The following is a 1332-nucleotide window of genomic DNA, read 5'->3' as shown; positions in this document are numbered from 1 at the left end:
CCCACCGCTGTTCCACCCCCTGCTGTTCCGTAGAACCACCCCCACCTGACCCGAAAGGGCCGCACGCAGTGACCAGCAACCAGAACGGTGCCACCTACGCCGCCGCCGGTGTCGACATCGAGGCGGGCGACCGCGCCGTCGAGCTCATGAAGCAGTGGGTGAAGAAGGCCAACCGCCCCGAGGTGGTCGGCGGTCTCGGCGGTTTCGCCGGCCTCTTCGACGCGTCCGCCTTCAAGAACTACGAGCGGCCGCTGCTGGCCTCGGCCACCGACGGCGTGGGGACCAAGGTGGCCATCGCCGCCGCCATGGACAAGCACGACACCATCGGCCACGACCTGGTCGGCATGGTCGTCGACGACCTGGTGGTGTGCGGCGCCGAGCCGCTGTTCATGACCGACTACATCTGCGTCGGCAAGGTCGTCCCGGAGCGGGTCGCCGCGATCGTCAAGGGCATCGCCGAGGGCTGCGCGCTGGCCGGCTGCGCCCTGGTCGGCGGCGAGACCGCCGAGCACCCGGGCCTGCTGGGCCCGGACGAGTACGACGTCGCGGGCGCCGGCACCGGTGTGGTGGAGGCCGACGCGCTGCTCGGCGCGGACCGGGTCCGCGCCGGCGACGTGGTGATCGCGATGGCCGCCTCCGGCCTGCACTCCAACGGCTACTCGCTGGTCCGCCACGTGCTGCTGAACGAGGCCGGCTGGAAGCTGGACCGCAAGGTCGAGGAGTTCGGCCGCACCCTCGGCGAGGAGCTGCTGGAGCCGACCCGGATCTACTCGCTGGACTGCCTGGCGCTCACCCGCGCCACCGAGGTGCACGCCTTCTCGCACGTCACCGGCGGCGGCCTGGCGGCCAACCTGGCCCGGGTCGTCCCGGACGGCCTGCACGCCCGCCTGGACCGCGGCACCTGGACCCCGCTGCCGGTCTTCCAGACCGTCGCCGAGGTCGGCAAGGTGGCCACCCTGGAGATCGAGAAGACGCTGAACATGGGCGTCGGCATGGTCGCGGTCGTCCCGCCGCACTCGGTGGACGTCGTGCTGTCGATCCTGGAGGACCGCGGCGTGGAGGCCTGGCTGCTCGGCGACATCGTCGAGCGCGGCGACGGGCACGAGGGCGGCGCGGCCCTCTACAACGCCTACGAGGGCTTCCGGGCGAGCTGACCCCGGCGTGACGACGAGAGGGCCCCTCCGGAGCACCGGAGGGGCCCTCTCGCGTGCGGTGGAGGCGGCCGGCGGACCGTGCGGAACCGGTCGGCGGACCGTACGGGGGAACGCCGGGCGGGGTGGTCCGGCACGAGGGGACGCCGGGCGGGGCGGACTGGCACGAGGGAACGCCGGG

Annotated in this window: 1 protein-coding gene; it reads left to right on the top strand. The window is 73.3% G+C overall.

All coding sequences use genetic code 11. The annotated features are described in order from the left end of the window. Positions 1 to 68: 68 nt before the first annotated feature. Entirely contained in the window at positions 69 to 1154 is a 1086-nt protein-coding gene (gene purM / locus ACIQOV_RS41675; protein WP_359897972.1) for a phosphoribosylformylglycinamidine cyclo-ligase, read from the top strand. The last annotated feature ends 178 nt before the right edge of the window (positions 1155 to 1332 follow it).

Source organism: Kitasatospora sp. NPDC091257 (assembly GCF_044757675.1).
Lineage (GTDB): Bacteria > Actinomycetota > Actinomycetes > Streptomycetales > Streptomycetaceae > Kitasatospora > Kitasatospora lactacystinica.
This window is presented reverse-complemented; position numbering and strand designations above follow the sequence as displayed.